Here is a 21,463-nt window from a genome sequence, read left to right as displayed (position 1 = left end):
TGTCACTACGCCAACCGCAGCAGGGGGAGCCAGTGCGCTATTTCTGGGGCGCGGCTACCTGATGCGTCGACTCGTCCGTCACCTGCGGCCTCGGAAAACTCGAGGAGTCCGGTGACCATCTGCAACCAGGTCCGAGCGTCGGTCTCGACGACGTTGGGCGGGGTTCCGCGGGTGTGACGCGGACCTTCGATGCACTGCACCGCAACAAACGGTGGGACGCGCACCTCGACGCTCGATCCGGGGGCGATCTGCTCGAGAGTGCGCGCACTCATCTTCACTGCGGCGCCGAGTTCAGCGCGAGAAGGCTTCGGCAGATCCGGATCGCGAAGCCACGGGCCGACAGCCAGGACTGCGGCACGAAATTCGGCGGGGTCGACGGCGCGGCGGGGCGGCATCAGTTCACTCCCTGTCTTCGAGTAGCGATACGAACGGCAAGTGCCCCACCGGCATTGGTCGCGAGGTGCAGCAATGCCGGTGCGAGGACACTGCCGCCCCTGCGATGCAGCCACTCGAACAGCAATGCCGACGCACCGGTGAACGCCACTGCTGCGGGAACGTTGTCGCCGGCACCGCGGGCGGGGGCGACGTGCCACAGCCCGAAAGTCAGTGCGTGAACGGCCTGCGCGGTCGGTCTGTTCAATTCGCGGTTCCAGACCGCGGACATCGCGCTACGGAACAACAGTTCCTCGGAGAGCACTGTGCCGAACGGGATGTGCAGGATGATCCATTCGAGGAAGTCTTCGCGGCCGTCTGCGCGCTCGTCGGCAGCGAGAGTCGCGCGCAACGAGGGAACGGCTAAAGCGACGCTGTAACCCGTAAGCACTGCGCCGGCCGCGGCTCCGCCGAACTGGGCGCCACCACGAATGCCGGTGTGCGCCAAGCCGAGTTCCTCGCGGGTGTAACCACGTGCGAGTAGGACGCCGATAGCCGACAGACCGGCTGCGGTGTTGACCACGGCGCGGGCACGAGGCGAAAGACCGAATGCCGGAAGCACGACGTTGCTCCAGGTGACCGCGGCGGCGGAGAGCGCGATCGAGGCTGCTCCCCTCACTTCTCCGGGCCCTCGGATTTCACGGCGACAACCAAAGCCGATCGCACCCGCTCGGTTTCTGCGGCCGTCCATCCCTCAGGCTGGGCAACGCTGATCCAGGCGTCCAGAACGGAGGTTCCGTAATTGTGACCATGGCCGTCCGGAACTCCCGCGGCGTTGCCGAGGTCGGCCGACACCTGCCAGAACGTCACGACCGGGAACCACTTCATCGACGGTGAGCGGTCGAATCCCGGTACTTCCTTGAGCCACTCGGGACGATTGAACATCAGGTCGGGCGACCACCACACCACCGGATCGGAAGGGTGCTGGACAAACAGAACTCGCGGCTCCGGCCACGTCATCCCGTCGGTCGGAATGTCTTCGGAGCGATCCGCGAACCGTACGCCGGCCAGGCCGTCCGCGTAGACGGGCGCTACTTCGGGGGTGCCGGGATCGCGCCTCTTCTCGATCGAACGCCACAACTGCGTCGCGTTCGGTGGGCCCACCCACAGAATTCCGTCGGCGGTATCGCGCGCCGCTTGCAGTGTGTCGAAGGCTCCGGCGCCGGCCATGACGCCGAGGCTCTCGCCGTAGACCATGAACTTCGGCCTGGTGGCTTCCGGTTCCTGGAGCCATCTTTCGTGCACCCGCTCGATCAACAGGCGTCCGGCAGCTTGCGCCTTCTCCTGGTCGGCGAGGAACGAGATCCAACTCGGCAAGTACGAGTACTGGCTGGCGACAAGAGCAGTGTCACCGTCGTGTACAAGTTCGATTGCCTGCGCCGCAGTGGGATTGACCCACCCCGTACCCGTCGTCGGAATGACCACGAGAACCTTGCGCTGGAATGCGCCGGTCCTCTCCAGCTCTTTGATGACCAGGTCCATGCGCTCTTCGGGATCTTCGGCGCTTTCGAGGCCGGCGTACACACGAATCGGATCCATCGCAGGCTTACCGGTTGCCGCTTCGAGTTCCTGCGCGTCGAGTCCGCGCGAGACGAAGTTTCGCCCCTCGAACCCCAATGTGTCCCAAGGAGCAGCAGATTCGGGGCTACCCGATTTCATCGGATCCTGCGGTTCGACGACGCCGTCGCGAGTGGTCGAGTTCTGCAGACTGAAGATCGAGTTGGTCGTTGCGTAGATTCCGCGGACCAGGACGCCGTCGACCAGCATGAAGAACAGAACGGTGACAACCAGGACGCCGACACCGTTGGCCACCGATCGTGACCAGTGGAACCGCCGCATCAGCTGTCGGGCAATCAGTTTCACCAGATCGTGGAGGACCCGCCAGATCGAGATGAGCAGACCGCCGACGAGCAGGCTCAGTCCGAGGGTTCGGATGTAGCCCGAGGTGGTCGTGCCTTCGGCATCGGTCAGTGCCGCGATTTCGCGTTGCCACCCGGCCGCGTAGACCAGCATGATGATCGCCGCGACGATGGACGCGACCGGAACGAACACTTTGATCGCGGAGGGCACCGGTTCGGGCAGTGGCCACCACCGTCGCCCGCTGAGCAGGTATCGCTCGACAGCCCAGCCGATCGCGGTACCGACCCCGTAGCCGATGGCCGAGTTGATGCCGCCGATCAGACCTTGGAACAGCCAATCTCGCGGCAGCAGCGAAGGAGTCAACGACCAGCAGAAGAAGAACGCGGCAAATGCGATGCCGGTGAAGTCGAGCTTGAGGAGACCCCACGCCCACTCGGTGAAGCGGTTGTCGAGCTTCTCGAGAGATGCGGGAACAGCCAGCCGCAGGTGGTGTTCCTGCGGCTGGCTGTCAGAAGAAGTCAGTTCTCCGGAATCGACCATCTATCACCCGAACAGAGCGGGCAGCGTTCCCTCGAAGGCCTCACGGAGCTTGGCCATCGTGACGGAGAAGTGTCCCTGGACCTCGACGGAATCACTGCCCTCGTCGACGACTCCGATACGCGTCCACGGCAAGCCGCGGGCGGTGCACATACCCGTGAAGCGGGTTTCTTCCGTGCGCGGAACTGCGACGAGGACGCGTCCCGACGATTCCGAGAACAGGGTGACGAACGGATCGGCGCCCTCGGGAATCAGGATGCGGCAACCGGTTTCACCGGCCAGCGCGGCTTCGACGACGGCCTGGGCCAGTCCACCCTCGGAGAGGTCGTGGGCTGCGGTGACCAGTCCGTCACGCGAGGAGGCGAGCAGGATGTCCGCGAGCAGCTGCTCGCGGGCCAGGTCGACCTTCGGCGGCACGCCACCGAGATGACCGTGCTCGACCTGCGACCAGATTGAACCGTCGAACTCGTCGTGGGTGTCGCCGAGCAGGATCAGCGTCTCGCCGGGCTCGAGTCCGAGGCCCGTCGGGATGCGGCGGTGAACGTCGTCGATCACACCGAGGACGGCAACCACCGGCGTCGGCAGGATCGCCGTGGATCCGGTCTGGTTGTAGAAGCTGACGTTGCCGCCGGTGACGGGGATGCCAAGGGTGGCGCAGCCGTCGGCGAGGCCGCGAACAGCCTGCTGGAACTGCCACATGACACCCGGATCCTCGGGCGAACCGAAGTTGAGGCAGTTGGAGACGGCCTTGGGCGTTGCGCCCGTGACTGCCACGTTGCGGAAAGCCTCGGCCAATGCGAGCTGGGCACCGGTGTACGGATCGAGCGCGGTGTAGCGGCCCGAAGCGTCGGTGGACAGCGCGATTCCGCGTCCGGTCTTCTCGTCGATGCGGATGACGCCGCCGTCGGCGTTCTCGGCCAGGACGGTGTTGCCGCGGACGTAGCGGTCGTACTGCTCGGTGATCCACTTGCGGCTGCACAGGGCAGGCGAGGCGATCATCTTCAGCAAAGTGGCTTCGAGTTCTTCGTCCGTCTCGGGACGCTCGAGCCCTGCGGTCGTGTTCGCGATCAACGCATCCTGGCTTGCCGGGCGCTCGACGGGACGGTTGTAGACCGGTCCCTCGTGAGCGACGGTGCGCGGGGGAACGTCGACGACGGTCTCGCCGTGCCAGGAGATGGTGAGGTGCTCACCGTCGGTGACCTCGCCGATGTCGGTGGCCAGGACGTCCCACTTCTTGCAGACCTCCATGAACGCATCGACGTTCTCGGGCGTGACCACGGCGCACATGCGCTCCTGCGATTCGCTCGAGAGCACCTCGGCCGGGGTCATGCCGGTGGCGCGCATCGGAACCTTCTCGAGGTTGATGTGCATGCCGCCGTCGCCGGCTGCAGCCAGCTCGGAGGTGGCGCAGGACAGCCCGGCGCCGCCGAGGTCCTGGATACCGACAACGAGGCCGGCCTTGTAGAGGTCGAGACAGCACTCGATGAGCACCTTCTCGGTGAACGGGTCGCCGACCTGAACCGCGGGCAGCTTCTTACGTCCGCCGCCGTCACCGTCGAACGTCGCCGACGCGAGAACCGAGACGCCACCGATTCCGTCGAGACCGGTGCGTGCGCCGAACAGGATGATCTTGTTGCCCGCACCTGAAGCGAAGGCCAGATGCAGATCCTCGACACGCATGACGCCGGCCGCGAGGGCGTTGACCAGCGGGTTGCCTGCGTAGGACTCGTCGAAGACCGTCTCGCCGCCGATGTTCGGCAGGCCGAGGGAATTTCCGTATCCACCGACACCGCGCACGACACCGTCGACGACGCGACGGGTATCGGGGGCGTCAGCAGCGCCGAAACGCAGCTGATCCATGACGGCGATCGGGCGCGCACCCATGGCCATGATGTCGCGGACGATGCCGCCGACGCCGGTGGCCGCACCCTGGTAGGGCTCGACGTACGACGGGTGGTTGTGGCTCTCGACCTTGAACGTGACTGCCCAGCCGTCACCGATGTCGACGACGCCGGCGTTCTCACCGATACCGGCCAGCATGTTGGCGCGCATCTCGTCGGTGGTGGTCTTGCCGAAGTATCCGAGGTGGACCTTGGAGGACTTGTACGAGCAGTGCTCGCTCCACATCACCGAGTACATCGCCAGTTCGGCGTCCGTGGGACGGCGGCCCAGGATCTCCTTGATGCGTGCGTATTCGTCGTCCTTGAGACCGAGCTCCTTGAACGGCTGAGCGGCATCGGGATCAGCCGATGCGTGCGTGACGGTATCGACCTGGTGAGCAGACACTGGAGAGTGGTCCCTTCCCTACGGGAGTCAAGAGGCAAGCCGGCGCGGAGCGGGACACCACGAATGTGCCCAACGAAAGAACGTGCCGGGGGACAGTCTATCGGTGTGGGCCGACGACTTCCGCAGACGGCAGCACCCGCAACACCTCCGGGCCTGCGAAGTATCGCCGGTCACACCCGAACCGGTTTGGGTAATCCGGTCGGTTTTCTTAAAGTCAGCCCGGTCCACTCTCTCCTCGAAAGGCCTCGCATGCCCCAGGATGTTCGTCAGTCCGATCTCACGGCGCAGTCCCAGTCGGTGACCACTCCCCTCACTCCGGCTGCAATTTTCCTGGTCGCGACCGTGAATCCGGGTGGCGAGAACACCACACGAGAACTACTCGCCGACGTCGCGGGTCTGCAGCGCGCCGTGGGACTGCGCGTCCCCGGATCAGGTTTGGATGTGGTGACAAGCATCGGATCGTCGGCCTGGGATCGACTGTTCGCCGGTCCGCGCCCTGCCCTACTGCACCCGTTCACCGCTCTACAGGGTGACGTTCACTCGGCGCCGTCGACTCCCGGCGATCTGCTCTTCCACATCCGCGCGATGAGCATGGACGCGTGTTTCGAGGTCGCTCGGCAGATCACGAAGCGACTGCACGGCGCGGCCACCGTCGTCGACGAAGTTCACGGCTTCCAGTACTTCGAGAACCGCGACCTCATCGGCTTCGTCGACGGCACCGAGAATCCGGTGGGCCGCGACGCCGTCGCCGCGGTGACGGTCGGCGACGAGGATCCCGAGTTCGCAGGCGGCAGCTACGTCCACATCCAGCGCTACATCCACAAGATGCGGGACTGGGAAGCAATCACCGTCGACGAGCAGGAGCGTGTGATCGGGCGCAGCAAGCTCGAGGACATCGAGATGACGTCCGAAGTGAAGCCGGCCAACTCGCACGTAGCCCTCAACGCGATCAAGGACGAGAACGGCAAGGCTCTCGAGATCCTGCGTGCCAACATGCCGTACGGACGCCTCGGCGACGACGAGATCGGCACCTTCTTCATCGGCTACTGCCGGACTCCGGCGATCACCGAACGGATGCTCGAGAACATGTTTCTCGGTAACCCTCGCGGCAATTACGACCGTCTGCTCGATTTCTCGACGGCCGTGACGGGCTCGATGTTCTTCACACCGAGCGCCGACTTCTTCGAGGATCTACCGGCTGCGCCCTCGACACCGACTGGGCTCCCTGCACTTTAACTACGCGCCCTCTAACTACGCGGAGTGAGGAAGGCACCGAGCGCGTCGGCATACATGCGGACATCTGCCGCGCCCATCAGCTCGCGGGCCGAGTGCATGGCGAGCTGAGGCGCGCCCACATCTACGGTGGAAAGTCCGGTGCGTGATGCCGTGATCGGTCCGATGGTGGAGCCGCACGGCAGATCGGCGCGGTGGACGTAGCGCTGCATGGGCACTCCTGCCTGATCGCAGGCGAGCGCGAATTCGCCTGCACCGGCTGCGTCGGTGGCGTATCGCAAGTTCTGGTTCACCTTGAGTACCGGCCCACCGTTGATCTCGATCCGATGAGCGGGCTCGTGGCGGTCCGGATAGTTGGGGTGCGTGGCGTGCGCCATGTCGCCCGACGCGCATACCGAGCCGGCCATCGCCTGCAGGAATTCTTCGCGGCCGCCACCGCGTCCCAACACGATCCGCTCGAGCACGGTGTTCAGCAGGTCCGAGAAAGCTCCGCGATCGGACATGCTGCCGACCTCTTCGTGATCGAAGAGTGCGAGCACCGGGACCTGCTGCCCCGGCGACTCGGCCGCGGCCAGAAGTGCTTGTGTCCCTGCATAACACGTGCCCTGGTTGTCGAGCCGAGGGGCGCTGACCAATTCCTTGTCCACACCCACCACTGCGCTGGGCGCAAGGTCGTGTGTCATCAACTCCCAGCCGAGAACCGACGACGCGGCCACACCCGCACGCTCGGCGACAAAACCGATGAAAGACTTGTGCTTCGAACCCACTCCCCAGATTCCGTTGACGTGCCGCTGCGGATCCAGCATCACGCCCTTGCGATCTTCGGACAGGTGGATAGCCAGCTGCGGAACACGAAGAATCGGGTCGTCGATGCGAACCAGCTTCTGCTCCACAGTGTTTCCCACCCGCACACTCAATCGTCCCGAGATACCGAGATCGCGGTCGAGCCACGAGTTCAGCCACGCACCGCCGTACGGTTCGAGGCCCACCATCTGCCACCCGGCCGAAGTGAGGTCGGGATGCTGTTTGACCCGCAGATTCGGGCTGTCGGTATGACCTCCGACAATCCGGAACGGAGCGGCACTTCCGACGCCCTCGGTGCTCCAGGCGATCAGCGAACCGCCTCGCACGAGGAAGTACCGTCCGGGCTCGGCGGGCCACGACTGCGTTTCGTGGACTTCGACGAACCCGCCGGCCGTCAGCTCGGTCGCCACCGTCGCGCACACATGGAACGGCGACGGTGACGAATCGACGAAGCTACACAAGCCGTCTGCGTCGGCCCCGGTCAGAGAAGCCGCCCCGGCCTGAGACGTCCGAGAAGTCTGAGAAGTCATGCCCCTCATCATGCCCGAACAGGTGTCCGCGATATCAGCGGGCGCGAATTCAGCGGGCGCGAATCAGTGGCCGTGAATCAGGTGGGCACAGGACCGGTCAGCTCAGGCGTGCGGACCGGACACGCAGAACTGATTCCCATCAGGATCGAGGAGCGTCACCCAGCGGAAACCGTCCATGTTCTCGCGGTGGTGCTCAGTTGCCCCGGCCTCGACGAGTCGCGCCACCTCGGCGTCGAGATCCGGACTCCCCAGATCGAGGTGGATACGGTTCTTCCCGGCCGTGGGATCCGGGACCTTCTGGAAAGCGAAGTTTGTGGCGCTGTCCGGGACCGAGACGATGTAGAACCAACCGTCGTTCTCCTCGACGATGTTTCCGCCCAACTGCGCTGCCCACCACGTTGCGAGCGGACCGGGATCGAGACTGTCGAAGGTGATCATGCCGAGTGTGAGAGTCATGCGCACAAGCTAATGCAAGCCACCGACAAAAGACTCGTAATCTCGGGCCGAGATGAGACGATCCTCGAATGCGACTCACGACGCTTCGCAACCGCGCTTCAGAACCACTCTTCGCCGTTTTCATCGCGACCGGATTACTCCTGAGCGTCCTCGGAGTGCTCGCCTGGCGATTTGCCACGCCGTCTCTGCGAACAGAACATCTCGGCATCCAGCCTCCGCCACCGCCGCCGGCGGAGGACGGCAAGACCGGATACATGTGGGTTGTCGAAGGCTACAGCTACTTCGATGCCCCTCATTGGTTCCCCGCAACTGCGTGGTTCCTGATTGTCGGAACGGCTGTCGCCATTGCGGTGTCGGCAACACTGAACGCAACGGGATGGCAGCTGTCACGCGACACAGGTGGCAGAAAATTGGTTCTTCCGCTTGCGCTTTCGATCTTCGGAGCGGCCTACGGACTCGCGGTTGCCGTTGTCGGAAAAATCTGGCCGCCCACCTTCTATTCGGTGGTCCTTCCCGAACCTCGTGACCCGCAGAACCCCTACCCCGAATCAGCCATCATCCACTTCGACCTCGAACCGAACCCGATCACCTTCACGGCCACAGGTCTTGCTGTCGGTCTTGTCGCCGCCGCTCTGCTTCACGTCCGGAACTACTCGCTCACTCGAACGAACTAGCGGGCGAGGACATCACTCGACCGCTTCGAGTTCCGCGACACTCCCGTCCGAGATCACCCGGACGTGGCGGGTGATCTTCTCGATCGGCCAGTCCCACCACGCAATTCGAACCAACTTCTCGATGTCTTCAGCACTGAAGCGGCGCTTGATCTCCGTTGCCGGGTTGCCGCCGACAATTGCGTAGTCCGGGACGTCGCGCGTCACGACGGCGCCAGTGGACACGATCGCCCCGTGGCCGATCCGAACACCGGGCATGACTGTCACGTTCCCGCCGAACCACACGTCGTTCCCGACAACGGTGTCACCGCGCGACGGCAGATCCTGCACCAAATCCATGTGCCTGGCCCAATCGCCGCCCATGATCGGGAACGGGTAGGTGGAGACACCGTTCATACGATGATTTGCGCCGTTCATGATGAAGGTGACGCCGGTTGCCAGCGCGCAGAACTTTCCGATCACCAGTTTGTCGGGACCGTAGTGGTGCAACACGTTTCGAGTCTCGAACTCTTCGGCGAACTCCGGATCGTCGTAGTAGGTGTACTCCCCTACCTCGATCAACGGGTTGTCGATCAACGGCTTCAGCAACACCACTCGCGGTTGCCCAGCCATCGGATGAACAAGGGCGGGATCCGGCACAGTGAAATCTGACGCGTTCATTACCAACTCCGATCCGTCGGCGCGGTGTCGCCGACCGCAGCAAGACTATCCGGTTCCTGCTGCGGTCGACCGACACGCGCAAACGTGCCGGTCGTCAGCCCAGAAGCCCCTTGGCAATATGGGTGACCTGAATTTCGTTGCTGCCCGCATAGATCATGAGCGACTTGGCATCACGCGCCAACTGCTCCACTCGGTACTCGGCCATGTAGCCGTTTCCACCGAACAGTTGCACGGCTTCCATCGCAACTTCGGTCGCTGCGCGCGAGGAGTACAGCTTCATCGCTGACGCCTCCGCCAAGCTCACCTTGTCTCCGGCCGCGGTGCGTTCGATCGCGTTGAAGACCATGTTCTGCACGTTGATTCGAGCGACCTCCATCTCGGCCAGCTTGAGCTGGATGAGCTGGAACTGCCCGATCTCACGTCCCCACAATTTGCGGGACTTCGCGTATTCGATACTCAGACGGTGACATTCGTTGATGATGCCCAGTGAGAGGGACGCGATGCCGATGCGTTCGGCGGCGAAGCTCTCCTTGGCGCTGGACTTACCGTCCGACTTTCCGCTGTCCTCGGTTTCGCCGAGCAGGCGGTCTTTGGTGATGCGGACGTTGTCGAAGAACAACTCACCGGTGGGTGAGGAATTCATGCCCATCTTCTTGAACGGCGGGCTCTGCGTGAGTCCTTCCATGCCCTTGTCGAGGATGAAGGCGAGCACCTTGCGATCGCGGCGATCAACCGACGCGTCGCCCTCGTCGAGCTTTGCGTAGACGATCATCACGTCGGCGTACGGACCGTTGGTGATGAAGGTCTTGTTGCCGTTGAGGATGTAGTCGTCACCATCGCGGCGCACGTAGGACTTCATGCCGCCGAAGGCATCCGAGCCCGAATCCGGTTCGGTGATCGCCCAGGCGCCGACGGTTTCGAAGGTCACCAGGCCGGGGAGCCAGCGTTCCTTCTGCGCGAGTGTGCCGCGGCTGCGGATGGTTCCGGCGGCCAATCCGAGGCTGACGCCCAACGACGCGACGAGACCGAGGCTGACTCCGGCCAATTCACTGTTGAGCACGACGCCCATGCTGCCTGCGCCGCTGAATGCACTCGACTTCTCACCGTCACTGGAGGGTGCATCGCCACGCTCACGTGCCAGCGACTTCTCGAGACCCTCGCGTGCCATGTCTGCGAGACCGAAGGTCGAGTACAGCTTGCGGATGATGTCGAACGGCGGCAGCGCACCACTTTCGAGCTCGTCGACGTGAGGTCGCACCTCTTTGTCGATAAAGCCCCGCAAGGCGTCGCGGAACATCAGGTCGGTGTCGGACCACTCGTACATGTGCCTGAACTCCAGTCGGTGAACGATCGGGAGACTGCCGAACGACAGCCACACACCGAATATAGAACACGTTCCAAAACCGGAACAGGATTCAGCTGATCAGTCCCATTCGCTGCGAGATCCACACCAGTTCCTGTTCGACGCCCGCGGACCACACCGAAAAGCTGTGACCACCGGGAAGCTCGAGATACCTGGCGTCCATTCCGGCCGCTTTGGCCGCTTCGTACACCTTTTGCTGACCCGGCTTGAACTCGTTGTCATCGGTTCCGACCACAAACACTCCGCCCGAGTTCGGGAACTTCCGGGTCGCCAGGAGATCCATCGGATTCACCTTCACGAAGGCTGCCTCGTCGCCGCCGAAGATCTCGTCGACGGTCCGCGCTCGGTCACCGAGCGAAGGCTCCACCTGACCGGACAGATCGAGGAACGTCGGATACACGTCGGGGTAGTTGGTCGCCATCTGCAGTGAACAGGTACCGCCGTAGGAGAGCCCGCCGATGGCCCACGCTCTCGGATTCGTGTCGATCTGGAACGCATTCGCCACTGCCGCGGGCAAGTCCTTTGCCAGATACGTGCCGACCTTGCCCTGCGAGGAATCGGTGCACAGCGGATTGGCCATCTGCGAACCCGTTCCGTCGGCGATGACGACCACCGGGGCGAGCCCGGCGTGATCGCGCGCGAAAGAATCCATTGTCGCGGTGAGCTTTCCGCCCTGGAGCCAGTCCTCGGGCTTGCCAGGCTGACCGGCCATCAGCACCAGTACGGGAAGAAGTGGACGCGGATTCGTGAAGTACGACGGCGGCAGATACACCTGAGAGTCACGCGCCGAGAATCCCGAAACAGTTCCGGGGACCGGCAAAGTCGTGACTCGTCCGCGAATCGGCATGCCTTCGGGCGCTTTCCACACCGTGTCGGTGGGGTTGCCGGTGACAACAGGATCCGTCGGACCGGGCACCTCATCGAGTGAAATGCGGTCGAAATCGTCGTGGCCGAACGCAATTCCCACAGTCGGGTAGGCGGCAAAGACCAGATTGATCTGGGTCGCGGCGGTGACGATGACCAGCACTGTCGCGACCACGGACAGCACCGCCTTCGCGACGGTTCCGCCCGCCTTGATTCGCGGCCCGAGAAGTAGCAGCGCGTAGATACCGAGACCGATCCACACGTAGATCGACATCGCGATGGGATCGGGGAACGGCACGATCACCTTTTCGACCGTGATCCAGGCGGCGATCATGATCACCAGTGCGATCAGCCCCGCGATCGGCACCGCTCTGCGGTAGTACCACCGCACGTTCGAACCGAGCAGCCACACACCACCCAGGACCCCAAGGACAGTCAGGATCACCGGCAGCGGTCCCGAGATCAAACTGATTCGGTAGAGCCAGTCCACGTCAAGCCTCTCGCGCGTAGAAATGTCGCACGCACGAGGCTAGACGACGACGCTAGTACTCTGTATCAGGTGACATTCATCAAGGTCTGTGGCCTACGCGACGTTGACACGGTTGACCTCACGGTGGGCCTGGGCGTCGACGCCATCGGTTTCGTCTTCGCCGAGAGCGTCCGCAAAGTCGACCCCACGCTCGCAGTCGACCTGCTCGCGCGTGTCCCTGCCCATATCCGGGCAATCGGAGTCTTTCTCGGCAACCCGATCGATCAGATCCTAGAGATCGCCGAGATCACCGGACTTCGCACCGTGCAGATTCACGATCTTGTCGGCGCCGAGCAAGTGCAGCGACTTCACGACGCCGGCCTTACCGTGATCCGTGCAGTCGTCTCCAGCAACGTCCGCGACGGTTACAACCTCGACCTCGGTGAGGACGAACTCCTGATCGACGGCGCAGACGCCGGATCCGGGGTGCCGTGGGACTGGGCCCAACAGCAATCGCGCCCGCAGGGCCAGTGGATCCTGGCGGGCGGACTGTCCCCGGACAATGTGCGCGACGCATTGGATGCCACCGGAGCCTGGGGCGTCGACGTCTCCAGCGGCGTCGAATCGTCCCGCGGCGTCAAGGACCACGCTTTGATCGAGAAGTTCGTGAGCGCTGTCCGCCAGACCGATCACTCGAAGTAGTACGCGTAGTCACTGAAGGCGACTTGACCGGTGGGACTCGCCTTCACAGCGTCGGCAACGGCAGGCGGAATGGGAGCCCAGCGTGCCGGCATCGCTGCCGCCAGTGAGGGCTTCAAGATGTAGAGCAGGGCGAAGTTCACTATCCAGAGCGGCGGCGCCATCGACATGCCGACTTCCGAACTCACATCGGCTTTGGTGTTGGTCACCAGCTGCGCTTCACCCGAAATCTGTTGCGCTGCAAATCCGTAGACCGCTTGCACCGTGTACGCCGACTGATAGAGCGCAATCAGAGAGTGCGTCGCACCGTTGTTGCGTAACCAGGTGCCGACAAAACCGCCGGGAGCGATCAGCGTATTCACCTGCCGCGTCGGCGCATCCGCGTTGGCGGGACTCTCCAACAATCCGTCGGGGTTCACGTACAACCCGTAGCTGGCCAGAACCGACGGCGTAGTGCCGGAGTAGAGAGGGCGCCCGTTCGTATTGGTCAATATTCGGGCGCATTCGTCGATCACCTCGGCGTCCTCGCGATTGCCCCCGACCCCACCGCCGGAGATGAGATCGCGATACTGCTCCTCGGACAAAGTGTCGGCTGGTTCGAGTCCGATCTGCGCGGCAATCTCGTCCGCTATCGGTTGACCCAGCGACTGGTTGAGCTGATCCGGACTGGTCAGCTGTGTGGGCGCGACGCTCTCGTAGCCAGGTGCCCCGGCAAAGGGGATCACGAACCCGGTATCGACAGTCTCCGCAACAGGTTGAGCGCCGGCCGTCTGAGTCATGGCAAACGAAAGTACGCACACCCCAACCAAAGCCAGTACCGGGATGGTCCCCCGGTGCGACCGTGCCCCACGTCTACAGCCCTCGCCTGAGAAAGCCTTGCCTGCAATTCCCTTGCCGCGCATAGGTCAACCTCCCGGGACACAGTCCGGCGAATCAACTCGAGCTTGCATCTCAGTCAAACGCTGTGACCAGCGCCGTGTCAAGACTCTTGCCAGGTCGAGGGGCCGACGGCACGCGCTCGCCCGATACAGTGATCCTTCCAACTGAAGTGACCTCACCCGCGGTTGACCGCTCGAGTTGTGCGCGTCAGTTGCAGGAAGTCCCGCATCAGTTACACGAAGTTTCTGGAGGCGAGCAGTGTCTGACAAGCGCGGAACCGTGTTGATCACCGGTGTCGGCCGGAGCAAGTCGATCGGAGCAGGCCTTGCATTGGGTCTCGCCGAGGATGGTTGGGATCTGACGATCGGCTACTGGGAGCCTTATGACGAACGCGTCGGGTTCGTCCGCGGAGCGCACGATCCGCAGGACATTGCAGAGAAGTGTCGCGCACTCGGGAGCCGTGTCGACCTGATTCCCGGAGATCTGGCCTCGCCGGACGCTGCCGGTCAGCTCGTTGACGCTGCCGCAGCGCGAAGCGACCTTCGTGGGCTGGTGCTCTCACATTGCGAAAGCGTCGACAGCTCCATCCTCGACACCACCGTCGAGAGCTGGGAACGACATTTCGCCGTCAACGCCCGCGCCTCTTGGCTGCTGATCAAAGCGTTCGCTGAACAACTTCCGCAACAGCACGACGCCAGTCAGGTGACCGGGCGGATCATCGCGCTCACCAGCGACCATGCGGCCCACAATCTCCCGTACGGAGCCAGCAAGGGAGCTCTCGACCGCATCGTCATCGCAGCCGCAGTCGAACTCGGATCACGTGGGGTAAGAGCCAACGTCATCAACCCAGGACCTATCGACACAGGGTGGATGACACCGGAGATCAGGCAGGCCGCCACCCTCCGGACCCCTGCCGGCCGACTGGGTACTCCCGGCGACACTGCAGACCTCGTTCGGTTTCTGATGTCCGACGCCGGAAGCTGGATTACGGGACAACTCCTTCACTCCAACGGCGGATTCAGTACGAACTGAGCCCTGGCCGGACTCGGTTCAGGCTTTGTAGGTCGGCAGCGTCTGCCCGAGCCTCTTGCCCATCTCGGCAGCCAATGCGGCGAGCCCGCTGGCCGGACGCACCATGACCTCGAAATCGACGATCTTGCCGTCCTCGTCGAATTCGACCATGTCGATTCCCTTGAGGCTCTTGTCGCCGATGTTCGCACTGAATTCGAGCACGACCTGCCGACCGTTGGCTCCGGCGAACTGCCGGTGGTACTCGAAGTTCTCGAAGACCTGGATCACCGTATTGAGAATGAGCACAACGGCATCCGCGGACTGGTACGGCTTGAATCCGGTGGGCGACCGGAACTGCGCGTCAGGCGCGACGATGGTCGGTAGCGCCGACAGGTCACCGGTTTCGATCATGCTGTGCCACAACTGCAGGGCTGCTTCGACTTTCGGTTCGAGCGTCAATTCCGTGCTCATGCTTCTACCCTTTCCTCGGCGTTACCTGCTACTTGATTTACCGGCACTTGACTGGCGACGGCCCACGCACTCAACACAGTTCGCACCCCGGTCACGAGTTGCAACGGCTGATCGATCATGACGTGATGTCCAGCTTCGGGAATCTCCGCCACGATGGCCTCCGGTCCGAACAACCCGCGCATGTGTTCCATGAGTCGGTCGGACACAATTCCGTTCTCGGCCCGGAAATATGCTACGCGGCAACGTGGTTCACTGCTCAGAACATCTTCGGCGCCGACACGGAGAAAGAAGTTCGGATCGAATTTCCACGACCAACCGCCCTCGACTTCCTCCATCGACGTGGCTGCCACATGGTCACGCACCGCAGGCAGACCCGAATCCTGCGGCGGAACGAAGCGGAACCGGCCCATCGCGTCCTCCCTGGTGGGGTAAACCTTCTTGGGGCCGAACGCATTCTGGCGTCGAGCTGCCTCCTCTTCGGGCGTACGCGCCTTGAGCGGAGAATCGATGATGACAACGCCGTCCAACAGCTCGCCGTGCAGATGAGAGGCCACGAAAGAAACAATCCCACCCATACTGTGCCCCACCAGAATCGGCTTGCCGTCGATTCCCCCGGCCTCGGCCGCCGCCAGCACCTCGCGAGCCCACTGGGACATCGCGTAGGCGTCGCGAGTGTCACTGTCGCCGTGGCCCGTCAAGTCGAGAGCAACGACGCGCCGCCCATCGGCCAATTGCGGGGCGATGTGGTCCCACCACCTGCTGTGGGCCGCACCGCCGTGGATCAGCACGATTCCCGGCCCCGCCGACCCGGCCGACCCCCAAGCCCGAAGGTGCACCGCAGCGCCCTCGACCTCCACCGAACCGGTCTCGACCGGCGCTTCCAGCGCCCGGGTGAACCAACCAGGCGCGTCTTCGACCACATTGCTCATCGATCGAACATACATAGTCGCCAATCGGTTCATCCAACTCTTCCCAGTTCGTGATCCATCACCTATATTGAATCCGGCCTCAAGTTCAATTCGTTTCGCCGAAGGGGAGAGATGACCAACCGCCAAGTACGCCTCGCCGCCCGCCCGACAGGACTTCCCGACGCTTCCACCTGGGAATACGTCGATGCCGAGATCCCGTCCGCCGGACCGGGCGAGTTTGTCGTCAAGGTCGAGTATCTCTCCCTCGACCCCGCGATGCGCGGCTGGCTCAACGACGTCAAGTCGTACGTTCCCCCGGTCAAGCTCGGTTCCGTCATGCGCGCCCACGGCGTCGGACGCATCACCGAATCCCAACACCCCGATTACCAGGTCGGTGACATCGTCGCCGGATCGTTCGGCGCTTCCGAATACGGCGTTTCCGACGGCACCGATGTCACGCGGGTCGACGAATCGATCGCTCCCCTACCGACCTGGCTCGGCGCTCTCGGATTCCCTGGCGTCACCGCGTATTTCGGACTGCTCGACGTCGGAAAGCTGAAGGACGGTGACACCGTCGTAGTATCCGGCGCGGCGGGCGCCGTCGGCAGCCTCGTCGGCCAGATCGCAAAGATCCACGGCTGCAAGGTCATCGGCATCGCCGGTGGTCCGGAGAAGTGCGCGTGGCTCACCGAAGACCTCGGCTTCGATGTCGCCATCGACTACAAGAACGAATCCGTCTACAAGGCACTCAAGTCCAATGCACCCGACGGGATCGACGTGTACTTCGACAACGTCGGCGGTGAGATTCTCGACGCAGCACTGTCCCGCCTGCGCCTCGGTGCTCGGGTCGTCATCTGTGGCGCAATTGCAGGTTACAACGCCACCGAGCCTCAGCCCGGCCCCGCGCACTATCTGTCACTTCTCGTCAACCGGGCCACGATGGCCGGCTTCGTGGTCTTCGACTACCTCGATCGCTATGCAGAAGCGCAGGAGCAGATCGGAAAGTGGATCAAGAGTGGCGAATTGACGGCTCGCGAGCATGTCGTCGACGGGGGCATCGACGCATTCGGCGACAGCCTCAATCTTCTCTTTGCCGGTGCGAACACCGGAAAGCTGGTCCTGAAGGTCAGCTGAGTCAGACACATACGCAGACACACACGCAGATCGGCCACCGGTGTTCCGGTGGCCGATTCGCGTGCGTCAACCAACGCCCGACGGGGTGGGAACGCTGTCCTCACCCAACCGCGGCGGGGCCGACCGATAGGTTGCCGGAGTGCCGCTCAACCGAATCGGATTGGCTACCTGCCGAGTCGGTCCATCGCGACGCGGATCGTCGATGGTCACCACCGGATCGAGATCCAGCCGCTCCGCCAGTGCAATCGCGTCGGCGATGTCGTTGAGGGGCCCGCACGGAACTCCGCGCTCGGTCAGCGCCTCGAACCACGAGTCTGCCGCGCCCTTGGCCAACGCAGCAGTGACGGCGTCGAACAACTCTTCTCGATGCGCGACCCGATCCCGATTCGAGATGAACCGTACATCCGCGGCAAGTTCGGGAACTCCGAGAACCTCTACCAACGAACCGAATTGGCGATCGTTGCCGACAGCGAGAACCAGCGGGCGGTCGGCGGTCTCGAACACCTCGTAGGGCGCGATACTCGGATGCCGATTGCCCATGGCCGCCGGCACCACACCCGCGGCCACGTAGCCGGACGACTGGTTGGCCAGCGCGGACAGCAACGAGGACAACAGGTTGACCTCGACGTGCTGCCCTTCGCCCGTTCGATCGCGGTGGCGCAGCGCTGCAAGGATTCCCACGCTGGCATGCAAGCCGGTGATGACGTCGACCACCGCGACACCGACCTTGGTGGGTGTCTTGGAATCGGGACCCGTGATACTCATCAATCCGCCGACCGCCTGAATCAACAGGTCGTACCCCGGCAGAGAATTGTTGCCACCGAAGCCGCTGATCGAGCAGTAGACCGCACGCGGATTCATTTCTCGGACAGCGTCGTAGCCCAGACCCAGACGGTCCATCGTTCCCGGCAGGAAGTTCTGCACCACTACGTCCGCATTGCGAACCAGTTCGCGTGCACTCTCGAGATCCGCGTTCTCGCGCAGGTCCAGGGTGACCGACTTCTTGTTGCGGTTCACCGACAGGAAGTAACTCGACTCGTCACCGACCCACGGCGGACCCCAGCTGCGAGTATCGTCGCCGACACCCGGCCGCTCGATCTTGACGACCTCCGCGCCGAGATCGGCAAGAATCATCGTGGCGTACGGACCGGCGAGGACGCGGCCGAAATCCGCGATCACCAACCCGTCGAGCGCTCCGACAGCGTCTACCGTCACCGGAACGCTTCTTCACCGGTGAGAGCGCGACCGATCACCAGCTGGTGAACCTCGGAGGTGCCCTCGTAGGTGAGGACGGATTCGAGGTTGTTGGCGTGTCGAATCACGGGGTACTCGAGCGTGATGCCGTTGGCGCCCAAAATGGTTCGGCATTCACGTGCGATCTTGATGGCCTCGCGGACGTTGTTGAGCTTGCCGGTGCTGACCTGCTCGGGACGAACCGTTCCGGCGTCCTTGAGACGTCCGAGGTGGATTGCGAGCAATTGCCCCTTGCCCAATTCGACTGCCATGTCGGCAATCTTGGCCTGGGTGATCTGGTACGCGGCGAGCGACTTGTCGAAGACCTTGCGATCACGCGCGTACGAGATCGCGGTCTCGAGGCAGTCACGTGCTGCACCCATCGCGCCGAAGATGATGCCGAAGCGTGCCTCGTTGAGGCAGCCGAGCGGGCCGGACAGTCCGCGAGCCTTGGGCAGCATCGCCGAGGCAGGCAGACGCACGTCTTCGAGCACCAGTTCCGAGGTGACCGACGCCCGGAGCGACATCTTGTTCTTGATCTCGGGGGCGGAGAATCCCGGAGTGTCGGTGGGAACGACAAATCCGCGCACGCCGTCGTCGGTTCGAGCCCAGACCACGGCGACGTCCGCGATGGAGCCGTTGGTGATCCACATCTTGGTGCCGTTGAGGATCCAGTCGTCGCCGTCGCGCTTGGCGTTGGTTCGCATACCGCCGGGGTTGGATCCGAAATCGGGTTCCGTGAGACCGAAGCAGCCGATGGCTTCACCCGCCGCCATCCGCGGGAGCCATTCTTCCTTCTGCTCTTCACTTCCGTTGTGGTGGATCGCGAACATGGCGAGCGAGCCCTGGACCGAGACGAGGCTGCGAATGCCCGAATCGACAGCTTCCAGTTCCTGGCAGGCCAACCCGTACGCCGTGGCGCTCATCCCGGCACAGCCGTAGCCCTCGAGGTGCATGCCCAGTACGCCGAGCGCGCCCAGTTCCTTGGCCAGCTCACGAGCCGGCAGTGCTGCCGCTTCGAACCATTCACCTACGTGCGGGCGAATGCGATCGTCGACCATCTTGCGGACCGTGTCGCGGATCGCGATCTCCTCGGCGTCCAGCAGGGTGTCGATGGCAAAAAGCTCGGACAGGGACTGCGGCGTGGTCACGGGGCCTCCAGTGTTCTCGGGCGCAATCCTTTGCGAGAACGATTGCGCAATCGTTTGCATCGCCTAGAGTAGAGCCCGGTTGCGCACCCGTCAATCCCCGAACAGCCGACCGACACCGAACCAACTCAGAACCGACGCACACCAGGAGCCCCGACGCAGATGACGCCCGATCCGTCGACCCGCAGCAACGGCCGCCCGCCGACGCTGCGCGAAATCGCCGACCAGGCCGGGGTCCACATCTCGACGGCGTCGCGGGTCCTCCGTCAGCCTGAGCCGGCCGACGGTTGGTCCGACTCGGCGCTCCGAGTTCGTCAGGTTGCCGAGGAGCTTGGTTATCAACCGAACCTGTGGGCGGCCAGCCTGCGTACCCGCAAGACCACCACCATCGGCGTCGTGATGCCGAGGCTGACGGACGTCGTGGTGGCCACCATGTTCCAGGGCATCGAGGAAGCTGCCACCGCGGCGGGTTACTCGGTCCTGCTCTCCAGCCCACCTGACGATCTGGACGCACAGCGCAAAGCCGTCGAGTTCCTGGTCAGCCGCCAGGTCGACGGGCTCATGCTGAGCAGCATCCACCTGCCGGGTACCGATTTTGTCGACTCACTCCCCCTGCGCTCACTACCGATCTTGCTGCTCAACCGGCACATCGACCCGGCGACGGCGTCCGCGAACCGCGGCCTTCCATTCGGCAGCCTGCCATTTGTCAGCGGCGACGACCACCTCGGCGGCTACCTCGCGGGAAGGCATTTACTGGATTGCGGCTATCGCGATCTCGGTGTGATCGCCGGACCGGATCACGCCAGCACGTCACGTGAACGCGTCGCAGGTTTCCGCGACGCCCTGGCCGAAGCGGGCTTGAAACTGCCGCCGCACCGAATCGTGGCGTCCGAGTTCGAAGTTCAAGGCGGAGTCGATGCCGCGGCAATACTGCTCGGTGGGGATTCACGGCCCGACGCCGTCTTCACGGTGAGCGACACGATCGCTATCGGTGTTCTCGGCGTAGCCCGCGATCTCGGCTTGAGCATTCCGGACGATCTTGCACTGGTCGGCTACAACGACATCCCGGTTGTCTCCCAACTCCCGGTGCCACTGACGACGGTGCGGTCCCCCGCCCGCAAGATCGGCGCGACGGGGCTCGAACACCTGCTCGCATTGATCGCCGGCAGGAACGTCGAATCCGTGAAACTTCCCGTCGAACTGATCGTGCGAGCCTCCACCAGAAAGCCCGCCGCCCGAGAACTCTGAGCAGCTACCAGACCTGAGATTCGTCGATACCCAACCGTCGCGCGTAGCCGGAGTTGAGCGCGTCCCAGCCGTACTCGCGTGCCCGTTCACCCACGATCGGACCGAAGGGCTCACCCGCGAGAAGGGCATCGAGTACGTCGAAGCACAAATGCCACCCCGCAGCGAGCGCCGACGCCATCCCCTCAGCCCGCGACCTCTGCGTCAGCACGACGCGGGTACCGCCTTCGACCGGGGTCAGGTCCCACACCAATTCGTCCGGGCCCCACTCGTGTTCGAGACGCCGGGTGGTCTCCACGACGTGAACACTGACCGGCAACGACATTTCGGGGGCGCCGTCCTCGGTGAGCATGGTGATCACGGCGTCGCCCGTGCGGCTCAGATTCCGATCGGCGGTGTACGGCGTCCATTGCGCCAACATCTCCGGGTCGGTGATCGCCTCCCACACCTTCTCGACCGGATACGGCAGCACCCGGGGAAAGCTGACGACTGTGTCGTCGCCGTCGACGCTCACCGTGACGTCGGACAGGGCACTGGGCTGATACTGCTGGGCACTCATGCTTCGATCTC

The 21,463-nt window shown here is 63.6% G+C and carries 21 protein-coding genes; 6 read left to right on the top strand and 15 right to left on the bottom strand.

What is annotated here, in order from left to right; genetic code table 11:
• Window positions 1-5: 5 nt before the first annotated feature.
• The 4 genes from ACFWAD_RS08725 to purL are packed head-to-tail and all read right to left on the bottom strand — an operon-like array spanning window position 6 to window position 5,115.
• Entirely contained in the window at window positions 6-395 is a 390-nt protein-coding gene (locus ACFWAD_RS08725) for a sterol carrier family protein (protein WP_378542834.1), read from the bottom strand.
• Window positions 395-1,051 (bottom strand): CPBP family intramembrane glutamic endopeptidase, encoded by a 657-nt coding sequence (locus ACFWAD_RS08720; RefSeq protein ID WP_378531961.1) that lies wholly within the window; start codon window positions 1,049-1,051, stop codon window positions 395-397. Before ACFWAD_RS08720 ends, ACFWAD_RS08725 begins: the two co-directional genes overlap by 1 nt.
• On the bottom strand, window positions 1,048-2,832 hold the full coding sequence (locus ACFWAD_RS08715) for an alpha/beta hydrolase (protein WP_378542832.1): 1,785 nt from the start codon (window positions 2,830-2,832) through the stop codon (window positions 1,048-1,050). Before ACFWAD_RS08715 ends, ACFWAD_RS08720 begins: the two co-directional genes overlap by 4 nt.
• 3 nt (window positions 2,833-2,835) lie before the next feature.
• Complete coding sequence (purL, locus tag ACFWAD_RS08710) at window positions 2,836-5,115, bottom strand: phosphoribosylformylglycinamidine synthase subunit PurL (protein WP_378542830.1); 2,280 nt, start codon at window positions 5,113-5,115, stop codon at window positions 2,836-2,838.
• Between the two features lie 249 nt (window positions 5,116-5,364).
• Between purL and ACFWAD_RS08705 the strand changes: the two genes are divergently transcribed.
• Entirely contained in the window at window positions 5,365-6,351 is a 987-nt protein-coding gene (locus ACFWAD_RS08705) for a Dyp-type peroxidase (protein ID WP_378542828.1), read from the top strand.
• A gap of 11 nt (window positions 6,352-6,362) precedes the next feature.
• On the opposite strand, the gene ACFWAD_RS08700 is transcribed toward ACFWAD_RS08705, so the two are convergent.
• On the bottom strand, window positions 6,363-7,682 hold the full coding sequence (locus tag ACFWAD_RS08700; protein WP_378542826.1) for a M18 family aminopeptidase: 1,320 nt from the start codon (window positions 7,680-7,682) through the stop codon (window positions 6,363-6,365).
• Window positions 7,683-7,784: 102 nt separating this feature from the next.
• Window positions 7,785-8,138: a VOC family protein gene (locus tag ACFWAD_RS08695; RefSeq protein WP_003939907.1), complete on the bottom strand. Its 354-nt coding sequence runs from the start codon at window positions 8,136-8,138 to the stop codon at window positions 7,785-7,787.
• 68 nt (window positions 8,139-8,206) lie between these two features.
• On the opposite strand from ACFWAD_RS08695, the gene ACFWAD_RS08690 reads away from it, so the two are divergent.
• The gene (locus tag ACFWAD_RS08690; RefSeq protein WP_378542824.1) at window positions 8,207-8,812 is read left to right on the top strand and encodes a hypothetical protein; all 606 of its coding nucleotides are present in this window, start codon (window positions 8,207-8,209) and stop codon (window positions 8,810-8,812) included.
• A gap of 12 nt (window positions 8,813-8,824) precedes the next feature.
• Here the strand turns inward: ACFWAD_RS08690 and ACFWAD_RS08685 are convergent, their stop codons facing one another.
• The 3 genes from ACFWAD_RS08685 to ACFWAD_RS08675 all read right to left on the bottom strand — a co-directional run bounded on the left by ACFWAD_RS08685 (window position 8,825) and on the right by ACFWAD_RS08675 (window position 12,186).
• Window positions 8,825-9,469 (bottom strand): CatB-related O-acetyltransferase, encoded by a 645-nt coding sequence (locus tag ACFWAD_RS08685; RefSeq protein ID WP_378542822.1) that lies wholly within the window; start codon window positions 9,467-9,469, stop codon window positions 8,825-8,827.
• Between the two features lie 94 nt (window positions 9,470-9,563).
• A complete protein-coding gene (locus tag ACFWAD_RS08680) occupies window positions 9,564-10,793 on the bottom strand; it encodes an acyl-CoA dehydrogenase family protein (protein WP_230814689.1) in 1,230 nt (409 codons plus the stop codon).
• A 91-nt stretch (window positions 10,794-10,884) separates the two neighbouring features.
• Window positions 10,885-12,186, bottom strand: a complete 1,302-nt coding sequence (locus ACFWAD_RS08675) for an alpha/beta hydrolase (RefSeq protein WP_378542820.1) — start codon at window positions 12,184-12,186, stop codon at window positions 10,885-10,887.
• A 69-nt stretch (window positions 12,187-12,255) separates the two neighbouring features.
• Between ACFWAD_RS08675 and ACFWAD_RS08670 the strand changes: the two genes are divergently transcribed.
• Complete coding sequence (locus tag ACFWAD_RS08670) at window positions 12,256-12,867, top strand: phosphoribosylanthranilate isomerase (RefSeq protein ID WP_378542818.1); 612 nt, start codon at window positions 12,256-12,258, stop codon at window positions 12,865-12,867.
• Here ACFWAD_RS08670 and ACFWAD_RS08665 read toward each other — a convergent pair.
• Window positions 12,855-13,766, bottom strand: coding sequence for a hypothetical protein (locus ACFWAD_RS08665; RefSeq protein ID WP_378542816.1), 912 nt, complete (start codon window positions 13,764-13,766; stop codon window positions 12,855-12,857). The genes ACFWAD_RS08670 and ACFWAD_RS08665 overlap by 13 nt on opposite strands.
• Before the next feature lie 235 nt (window positions 13,767-14,001).
• On the opposite strand from ACFWAD_RS08665, the gene ACFWAD_RS08660 reads away from it, so the two are divergent.
• The gene (locus ACFWAD_RS08660; RefSeq protein ID WP_378542814.1) at window positions 14,002-14,775 is read left to right on the top strand and encodes an SDR family oxidoreductase; all 774 of its coding nucleotides are present in this window, start codon (window positions 14,002-14,004) and stop codon (window positions 14,773-14,775) included.
• Window positions 14,776-14,793: 18 nt separating this feature from the next.
• Here ACFWAD_RS08660 and ACFWAD_RS08655 read toward each other — a convergent pair whose 3' ends face one another.
• Both ACFWAD_RS08655 and ACFWAD_RS08650 read right to left on the bottom strand, forming a co-directional pair.
• A complete protein-coding gene (locus tag ACFWAD_RS08655) occupies window positions 14,794-15,225 on the bottom strand; it encodes a nuclear transport factor 2 family protein (RefSeq protein ID WP_378542812.1) in 432 nt (143 codons plus the stop codon).
• A complete protein-coding gene (locus ACFWAD_RS08650) occupies window positions 15,222-16,154 on the bottom strand; it encodes an alpha/beta fold hydrolase (protein ID WP_378542810.1) in 933 nt (310 codons plus the stop codon). The genes ACFWAD_RS08655 and ACFWAD_RS08650 overlap by 4 nt, the downstream gene beginning before the upstream one ends.
• Window positions 16,155-16,265: 111 nt before the next feature.
• On the opposite strand from ACFWAD_RS08650, the gene ACFWAD_RS08645 reads away from it, so the two are divergent.
• The gene (locus ACFWAD_RS08645) at window positions 16,266-17,267 is read left to right on the top strand and encodes an NADP-dependent oxidoreductase (protein ID WP_095968655.1); all 1,002 of its coding nucleotides are present in this window, start codon (window positions 16,266-16,268) and stop codon (window positions 17,265-17,267) included.
• 66 nt (window positions 17,268-17,333) lie between these two features.
• Here ACFWAD_RS08645 and ACFWAD_RS08640 read toward each other — a convergent pair whose 3' ends face one another.
• Both ACFWAD_RS08640 and ACFWAD_RS08635 read right to left on the bottom strand, forming a co-directional pair.
• Window positions 17,334-18,482, bottom strand: coding sequence for a CaiB/BaiF CoA transferase family protein (locus ACFWAD_RS08640; RefSeq protein WP_378542808.1), 1,149 nt, complete (start codon window positions 18,480-18,482; stop codon window positions 17,334-17,336).
• Window positions 18,479-19,651, bottom strand: coding sequence for an acyl-CoA dehydrogenase family protein (locus tag ACFWAD_RS08635; protein WP_003939770.1), 1,173 nt, complete (start codon window positions 19,649-19,651; stop codon window positions 18,479-18,481). Before ACFWAD_RS08635 ends, ACFWAD_RS08640 begins: the two co-directional genes overlap by 4 nt.
• Window positions 19,652-19,810: 159 nt before the next feature.
• Between ACFWAD_RS08635 and ACFWAD_RS08630 the strand changes: the two genes are divergently transcribed.
• Entirely contained in the window at window positions 19,811-20,896 is a 1,086-nt protein-coding gene (locus ACFWAD_RS08630; RefSeq protein WP_378542806.1) for a LacI family DNA-binding transcriptional regulator, read from the top strand.
• 4 nt (window positions 20,897-20,900) lie between these two features.
• On the opposite strand, the gene ACFWAD_RS08625 is transcribed toward ACFWAD_RS08630, so the two are convergent.
• Complete coding sequence (locus tag ACFWAD_RS08625) at window positions 20,901-21,452, bottom strand: SRPBCC family protein (protein ID WP_378542803.1); 552 nt, start codon at window positions 21,450-21,452, stop codon at window positions 20,901-20,903.
• Window positions 21,453-21,463: the final 11 nt, after the last annotated feature.

This window comes from Rhodococcus sp. NPDC059969, assembly GCF_042738325.1.
Classification (GTDB): Bacteria; Actinomycetota; Actinomycetes; order Mycobacteriales; family Mycobacteriaceae; genus Rhodococcus_F.
Note: the sequence above shows the minus strand (reverse complement) of the source record. Positions and strands in the feature narration are given on the sequence as shown.

Coding starts and splice junctions, on each gene's coding strand:
- ACFWAD_RS08725 (WP_378542834.1), bottom strand. CDS start 395: ATGCCGCCCCGCCGCGCCGTCGACCCCGCCGAATTTCGTGCCGCAGTC.
- ACFWAD_RS08715 (WP_378542832.1), bottom strand. CDS start 2,832: ATGGTCGATTCCGGAGAACTGACTTCTTCTGACAGCCAGCCGCAGGAA.
- ACFWAD_RS08705 (WP_378542828.1), top strand. CDS start 5,365: ATGCCCCAGGATGTTCGTCAGTCCGATCTCACGGCGCAGTCCCAGTCG.
- ACFWAD_RS08700 (WP_378542826.1), bottom strand. CDS start 7,682: ATGACTTCTCAGACTTCTCGGACGTCTCAGGCCGGGGCGGCTTCTCTG.
- ACFWAD_RS08695 (WP_003939907.1), bottom strand. CDS start 8,138: ATGACTCTCACACTCGGCATGATCACCTTCGACAGTCTCGATCCCGGT.
- ACFWAD_RS08690 (WP_378542824.1), top strand. CDS start 8,207: ATGCGACTCACGACGCTTCGCAACCGCGCTTCAGAACCACTCTTCGCC.
- ACFWAD_RS08685 (WP_378542822.1), bottom strand. CDS start 9,469: ATGAACGCGTCAGATTTCACTGTGCCGGATCCCGCCCTTGTTCATCCG.
- ACFWAD_RS08680 (WP_230814689.1), bottom strand. CDS start 10,793: ATGTACGAGTGGTCCGACACCGACCTGATGTTCCGCGACGCCTTGCGG.
- ACFWAD_RS08665 (WP_378542816.1), bottom strand. CDS start 13,766: ATGCGCGGCAAGGGAATTGCAGGCAAGGCTTTCTCAGGCGAGGGCTGT.
- ACFWAD_RS08655 (WP_378542812.1), bottom strand. CDS start 15,225: ATGAGCACGGAATTGACGCTCGAACCGAAAGTCGAAGCAGCCCTGCAG.
- ACFWAD_RS08650 (WP_378542810.1), bottom strand. CDS start 16,154: ATGAGCAATGTGGTCGAAGACGCGCCTGGTTGGTTCACCCGGGCGCTG.
- ACFWAD_RS08645 (WP_095968655.1), top strand. CDS start 16,266: ATGACCAACCGCCAAGTACGCCTCGCCGCCCGCCCGACAGGACTTCCC.
- ACFWAD_RS08630 (WP_378542806.1), top strand. CDS start 19,811: ATGACGCCCGATCCGTCGACCCGCAGCAACGGCCGCCCGCCGACGCTG.
- ACFWAD_RS08625 (WP_378542803.1), bottom strand. CDS start 21,452: ATGAGTGCCCAGCAGTATCAGCCCAGTGCCCTGTCCGACGTCACGGTG.